Below are 6,941 nucleotides of genomic sequence, written 5' to 3' on the forward strand. Positions count from 1 at the left end.
GGGCCCAGGTCCCCAGCCCCGCCCCGCCTGCCCGCTGCCCCGCCGGCCGGTGGGGGGATGGGCCTTGAAAATCCATCCGTTCAGGACCATTCAAGCCCCGCCCCTCGCTTTCCCCCTACCTGAGCGCCCTTTCAGTGGTGTAGACCCCGCCCCATGTCCGAGCCCGACGTCATCTCCATCCGCGGAGCCAAGGAGCACAACCTCAAGAACATCTCCCTGGAGATTCCGAAGAAGAAGCTGGTGGTGTTCACCGGCGTCTCCGGCTCCGGGAAGAGTTCGCTGGCGTTCGACACCCTCTATGCCGAGGGCCAGCGCCGCTACGTGGAGAGCCTCTCCGCCTATGCCCGGCAGTTCCTGGGGCAGATGGAGAAGCCCAAGTACGACACCATCCGCGGCCTGTCGCCCACCATCTCCATCGAGCAGAAGGCGGCGAGCAACAACCCGCGCTCGACGGTGGGCACCGTCACCGAGGTGCACGACTACCTGCGCGTGCTCTTCGCCTCGGTGGGAGTGCAGCACTGCCCCAACTGCGGCAAGCGCGTGGGCAAGCAGAGCGCCCAGCAGATCGTCGACACGCTGATGGAGTCACCCGCGGGCACCAAGGTGATGGTGATGGCGCCCGTGGTCACCAACCGCAAGGGCGAGCACAAGGACATCCTCGCCGAGGCGCAGAAGCGCGGCTTCTCGCGGGCGCGCGTGGACGGCAAGGTGAAGAGCCTCGAGGAGCGCATCGAGCTGGACAAGAAGTCCAAGCACGACATCGCGCTCGTCATCGACCGGCTGGTGCTCAAGCCGGAGATCCGCACGCGCCTGACGGACGCGGTGGAGACGGCGCTGCGCGAGGGCAAGGGCATGCTCATCCTCACGGACGAGACGGGCAACCCGTCGAGCGACCGCATCATGAGCGAGCTCAACGCGTGCCACGCGTGCGGCCTGTCCTTCGGCGAGCTGTCGCCCTCCTCGTTCTCTTTCAACAACCCGCTGGGCATGTGCCCGGACTGCAACGGCCTGGGCACCAAGGCGGAGATGGATCCGGACCGGATCGTCCCGGACCCCTCGCGCAGCCTGCGCGAGGGCGCGGTGGAGCCGTGGGCCAGCGGCATGAACAAGGGCGAGGGCTGGACGGCGGACTTCGTGGAGAGCCTGGCCGGGGCCTTCGACATCGATCTGGACACGCCCTTCGCGAAGCTGCCGGCGAAGGCGAAGAAGATCATCATGTACGGCGCCGAGGGCAAGCGCTTCACCGTCCAGTGGGGCGACGGCGGCCGCTACGAGATGGAGTGGGAGGGCCTCGTCAACAAGCTGATGCGCGGCTTCAAGACGACCACGTCCGAGGCGATGCGCACCTACTACCAGAAGTTCTTCAGCGACAAGCCGTGCCCCACGTGCGACGGGGCGCGCCTGAAGCCGGAGAGCCGCGCGGTGAAGGTGCACGGGCGCTCCATCGTGGAGCTGAGCCGGCAGACCATCGGCGACGCGCTGCGTTGGCTCAAGGACATGCAGCTCACGGAGACGGAGCGGAAGATCGCCACCGAGCTGCTCAAGGAGATCCGCAGCCGCCTGGGCTTCCTGGAGGACGTGGGCCTGGCGTACCTGACGTTGGATCGCACGGCGTCCACGCTGTCCGGCGGAGAGAGCCAGCGCATCCGCCTGGCGTCGCAGATGGGCAGCGAGCTGACGGGCGTCATCTACATCCTCGACGAGCCGTCCATCGGCCTGCACCAACGGGACAACGGCAAGCTGCTGGCCACGCTGAAGCGGCTGCGCGACCTGGGCAACTCCGTCGTCGTGGTGGAGCACGACGAGGAGACGATGGAGGAGGCGGACTGGCTCGTCGACTTCGGGCCGGGCGCGGGTGAGCTGGGCGGCCAGGTGGTGGCCGAGGGCACTCCGGCGCAGGTGATGGAGAACGAGAAGAGCTCCACCGGTGCGTACCTCTCCGGCCGCAAGGAGATCGAAATCCCCGAGCAGCGGCGCGTTCCCGGCAAGACGAAGGTGACCATCCAGGGCGCGAAGGAGAACAACCTCAAGGACGTGACGGTGGACATCCCGCTGGGGCTGTTCGTGGCCGTCACCGGCGTGTCCGGGGCGGGCAAGTCCACGCTCATCAATGAGATCCTCTACCCCGCCGCCGCGCGCGCCCTGTACGAGAGCCGCGAGGTGCCGGGCAAGCACAAGGCCATCACCGGGCTGGAGAACCTGGACAAGGTCATCGACATCGACCAGCGGCCGATCGGCCGGACGCCCCGGAGCAACCCGGCCACGTACACGAAGCTGTTCGACTCCATCCGCGACGTGTTCGCGATGACGCCGGAGGCGCGGGCCTTCGGGTACACGCCGGGCCGCTTCTCCTTCAACATCAAGGGCGGACGCTGCGAGGCGTGCGAGGGCGATGGCGTGAAGCTGGTGGAGATGCACTTCCTGGCGGACGTGTACGTGCCGTGCGAGGTGTGCCACGGCAAGCGCTTCAACGACGCCACGCTGCGGGTGCTCTACAAGGGGAAGAACATCGCCGAGGTGCTCGAGATGAGCGTGCGCGAGGCGATGCAGCACTTCAGCGCGCACAAGGACATCATGCGCGTGCTGCAGACGCTGGAGGACGTGGGCCTGGGCTACATCCGGCTGGGGCAGAGCTCGCCCACGCTGTCGGGCGGCGAGGCCCAGCGCATCAAGCTGGCGCGCGAGCTGGCGCGCGTGGCCACGGGCCGGACGCTCTACATCCTCGACGAGCCCACCACGGGCCTGCACTTCGAGGACATCCGCAAGCTGTTGCACGTGCTCAACCGGCTGGTGGAGGCGGGCAACACGGTGCTGGTCATCGAGCACAACCTGGACGTCATCAAGAGCGCGGACTGGGTGATCGACCTGGGCCCCGAGGGCGGCGCGGGCGGCGGCCAGCTGCTGGCCACGGGCACGCCGGAGCAGGTGGCCGAGGTGAAGGAGAGCCACACCGGGCGCTACCTCAAGCACGTGCTGACGAAGTCTCGCAGGCACCGCGTGGGCCGCAGGCCCGGCACCGCGGCCTGAGCCGCCCGCCTCACTTCGTCCAGACGGTCGGGGCGGCGTCGAAACGGTGGGTCGCGAACAGGGTCGCGGTCTCCTGGTTGCGCACCCAGGGCGTCTCGGTGCCGCCCGTCCGCTTGACGAGCTCCACGGTCTCCGTGAGCGTGGCGGACTCGTAGGCGTAATGCTGGGTGATGCGGTACAGGTTGAAGGGAGCCATGGAGCTGATCTCCGGATGCATCTCCAGCCGGGCCTCGCGGAACTCCCGATCGCTCTCTCCCTGCCCCTGGCCCAGCGTCGATTGGATGGTGGCGTGCACGCCGTTGGCGGCCGGCGTGAAGTCGAGCCGGAAGAACATCGTCTGATCACGCGGCCCGGCGCTGCCGTCGTAACCGGGGTGACGGCGGTGGAGGTGCTTCACCGACTCCCAGTGGTCACCGAAGCGGCGCTGCTCCACGGAGAACTCGTAGTCGAAGGCGGGAGCGCGCTTCCACGTGCCCCCCTCGAGCCGCTCGGCCTCACCGTGGCCGACCCACACGAGCACCAGGTCCGGGCGCGGCTCGTTTCCGGCGGAGGGGGGAAGCACCGCCGTCGTTGACGACGCGCAGGCGGTGAGCACGAGGCAGCAGGCGAGGAGCTTCTTCATGGTCAGGTCCTTTCGAGGGGTGCCGTGTCTGGCACCTGTCCACGAGGTGTAGTGGGACGAGGACCGCGCAACAATCCGTGAAGCGGACAACGGAATGATGCGATTCTGACAACAATGGATCTGAACCTCCTGAGGACCTTCGAGGCGGTAGCGCGGACGGGCAACTTCACGGCGGCGGCGAAGCGGCTCGGGATGGACAAGTCGAGGGTGAGCCGCTCCATCCGGGCGCTGGAGGAGACGCTGGGGACGCCGCTGCTCCTCCGGACGACACGGGTGGTGAGGTTGACGGCGGAGGGCGCGGCGCTCGCGGCCCGGGTGGCACCGTTACTGGGAGAGTTGGAGCAGGCGCTCCGGCTGGTGCCGGATCAGCGCTCGGCGCCGGAGGGGGAGGTGGTGGTGACGGCGACGCCCGACGTGGGGAGGGCCCTGCTCGCGCCCGTGCTGGCGGCCTTCCGCGTGCAGTACCCGGCGGTGCGGGTCCGGGTCCGGCTGGAACAGGCACTGGTGGACCTCGTGCGGGACGAGGTGGATCTCGCGCTACGTGTGGGGCGGCCGGGGCCGGGTTCGGTGGTGGCGCGGAAGCTGGGGGAGCTGACGGCCGGTTTCTTCGCGGCCCCCGCGTACCTCGAGCGCCGGGGCGTGCCAACGAGCCTCGAAGCCCTCGCGGCGCATGAAGGGCTGTGGCCCGTGCCCGACCCCGGGCAGCGCTCGTTCTCGGTGCGTCCGCTGGGACGGAAGCCCGTGCCGGCGGCCGTGGACTGTGAGGACTTCGGACTGCTCGTGGCAGTGGCTCGCGCGGGTGGGGGTGTGGCGGTGCTGCCAACGTTCCTCGCGAATCAGGATGTGGCAGCGGGCTCGCTCATGCGGGTACTGCCCTCGGTGAACCTCGCTGGTGCACCGCTGTTCCTCGTGTCCCGCCCTTCCAGGTCATTGCCTCCCCGAGTGACCGCGCTGCGGATGTTCCTGCTGGAGCGGCTTCGCGTCACGTGAGCCCCGGGCTGAGCCCGGTGGACTGCGCAGCGAAGACAACCAAGAGACCCCTGGCCGTACGCCGCCCTGGCACGCGTGTCCGTGCTGGTGGCGAAGCGGGAGTCGCTGGAGGCCGTGCCATGGGTGCCGGATGCCGCTGCCTGTTCGCCGCTAGAAAGTATGAAACCCGAGCTGAGCTGCTACGCTTGATACGAAACACTCATCTTCATCAGGCGTAGGGGGTGACTTCGGTGAAGCGATCGGTGCTCTTCCTGGTGCTCCTGCTCATGTCGCTGGTGACTCCTGCCGGTGCGGCGGACCGCCTCTGGTTCGACGACGCCGCGGTGCACGTCGCCGACGGCGCGTTCCGCGATCAGCATGGCCGTGAGGTGGTGCTGCGGGGGTTCAACGTTTCCGGTACGGCCAAGCTCGCCGAGTACCAGGGCCTGCCGTTCGCGAGCACGGCCGACGCCCGGTCCTCCGCTGCGGCGATGCGGCGGCTGACCGGCGCGAACGCGGTCCGCTTCCTGCTCACCTGGGCGTGGATCGAACCCGAGCCCCGCCACATCGACCTCGCCTACCTGGACAAGGTGGCCGAACAGATCAGCGCGTTCACCGACCAGGGCATCCGCGTCCTCCTGGACTTCCACCAGGACCTGTACTCGCGGCACCTGTTCAACCGCGACAGCTGGTACACCGGCGACGGCGCCCCGGAGTGGGTGGTGCGCGCGGGCGGCTACCCGCGCGAGTCGTGCGGCCTGTGCTTCCACTGGGGCCAGAACATGAAGAACAACAACGCCGTCACCGCCGCCACCTACGACTTCTGGCACAACCGCGAGGTGACCACCTCCGCCGGGCCGATCCGCATCCGCGACGAATTCCTGTACGCGGCCGGCGAAGCGATGGCGCGGGTGAAGTCGCGGCTGTCCGCCGACGCCTTCCGGCTCGTGGTGGGCGTCGATCCGCTCAACGAGCCCTACGCCGGCCGCTACGACTCCGGCCAGGACAGTATCGAGTGGGAGCGCGACCTGCTGTGGCCGTTCCACCAGCAGTTCCGGGCACGCATGGACCAGGTCGGCTGGGCGGACAAGCCCGCGTTCGTCGAGCCGCTGGTGTTCTGGAACCAGAACGTCGACTTCTTCGCCGAACCCGGCGGGTTCACCGACGTGCCGGCGCTCGGGCAGCGCTACGTGTTCAACGCGCACTTCTACGACGGCAAGGCACAGTCCGGCGTGCTGATGCCAGGCAAGGCCGGCGACGGGCAGTACACCGGTGACTTCAACAAGATCCGCGACCGCGCGCGTGCCCTGGGCACGGCGGGCATCGTGACCGAGTACGGGCACCCGGTCGACGGCAACACCTCGGACAAGAAGTCCACCGTGCTCAAGGCCATGCACCAAGGCCTCGACTCGCGCCTGTCCGGCACGCAGTGGTGGGCGTCGGCCGCGTCGTCCGGTCCGGTGCTGTCGGGCAGCCAGTGGCACTGGGACGTCAACTACGACCGGCACCACGAGCTGATGAACGACAACCCCGACAAGGTTCGCACCGACGGAGACGCGATGAACGACGAGCACTTCTCCGCCGTGCACGTCGACGACGACGGCACCGCCGCCCTGACCGTGGACGAACGCCTGGTAGACCGGCTGTTCCCGCGCGCCGTGGCGGGCACGACGGCGGCGTTCACCTACGAGGACCGAGCGCGCGACGGCAGCACCGTGCTGACGTGGAACAAGATTCCCGACACGATGCCCGCGGTACGCGCACTGGTTGGCACGGGGCAGTTCGGCGTGCTGGTGTGGCGGTCCAACGGCGGCACGGCGCCCACCGAACTGCACCTGCCCGCGTCGTTCGCGCCGGGCGCGACGACGGTGGTGAGCTCGCTCGGCTCGGTCAGGGGTGTGCCCGCGTACACCGGCGCCGAGTCGGTGGCCGCGGCGGCGGAACCGGGCGTCACGGGCGTGAACCGGCTCTTGCTCTCGACACGGGACTCCAACCTCCACTTCGCGCTGGTGACCAACGGCGCGGGTGGCACGTCATTGGAGGCAGCAAGGGCCGAACTGGCGGCGTGGGCGTCGGCCGCGTTCGGCGGCTGACGCCTGAGCAGCGACGGGTTCGACTGTCCACGAAATTCTTGGACATGGTCGGTAGAGGTCCCAGCCGCGTTGCGAGGGACACCCTCCGGTCGCAGTCGGCCTGAACTGGTCCGACCACAGGGTTGATCAGAATAGCTCTGGAGGCTCGTCGCAGGCCGGGGAAGCAGGCAGCAGGAAGTAGACGCACAAAAGCCTGCGGCGGGTGAGCAGGCGGCTGACGTTGTGGGCCA

General features: G+C 68.7%; 4 protein-coding genes. 3 read left to right on the plus strand and 1 reads right to left on the minus strand.

What is annotated here, in order from left to right; all coding sequences use genetic code 11:
- The first annotated feature begins 153 nt into the window (after nucleotides 1-153).
- Entirely contained in the window at nucleotides 154-3,027 is a 2,874-nt protein-coding gene (gene uvrA, locus NR810_RS26150; protein ID WP_257456275.1) for an excinuclease ABC subunit UvrA, read from the plus strand.
- Between the two features lie 10 nt (nucleotides 3,028-3,037).
- Here uvrA and NR810_RS26155 read toward each other — a convergent pair whose 3' ends face one another.
- The gene (locus NR810_RS26155; protein ID WP_257456276.1) at nucleotides 3,038-3,649 is read right to left on the minus strand and encodes a hypothetical protein; all 612 of its coding nucleotides are present in this window, start codon (nucleotides 3,647-3,649) and stop codon (nucleotides 3,038-3,040) included.
- 114 nt (nucleotides 3,650-3,763) lie between these two features.
- Between NR810_RS26155 and NR810_RS26160 the strand changes: the two genes are divergently transcribed.
- Complete coding sequence (locus NR810_RS26160; protein ID WP_257456277.1) at nucleotides 3,764-4,639, plus strand: LysR family transcriptional regulator; 876 nt, start codon at nucleotides 3,764-3,766, stop codon at nucleotides 4,637-4,639.
- Nucleotides 4,640-4,869: 230 nt separating this feature from the next.
- Complete coding sequence (locus tag NR810_RS26165; RefSeq protein WP_257456278.1) at nucleotides 4,870-6,711, plus strand: cellulase family glycosylhydrolase; 1,842 nt, start codon at nucleotides 4,870-4,872, stop codon at nucleotides 6,709-6,711.
- Nucleotides 6,712-6,941: the final 230 nt, after the last annotated feature.

Origin of the sequence: Archangium lipolyticum (genome assembly GCF_024623785.1) — a bacterium.
Lineage (GTDB): Bacteria > Myxococcota > Myxococcia > Myxococcales > Myxococcaceae > Archangium > Archangium lipolyticum.

Coding starts and splice junctions, on each gene's coding strand:
- uvrA (WP_257456275.1), top strand. CDS start 154: ATGTCCGAGCCCGACGTCATCTCCATCCGCGGAGCCAAGGAGCACAAC.
- NR810_RS26155 (WP_257456276.1), bottom strand. CDS start 3,649: ATGAAGAAGCTCCTCGCCTGCTGCCTCGTGCTCACCGCCTGCGCGTCG.
- NR810_RS26160 (WP_257456277.1), top strand. CDS start 3,764: ATGGATCTGAACCTCCTGAGGACCTTCGAGGCGGTAGCGCGGACGGGC.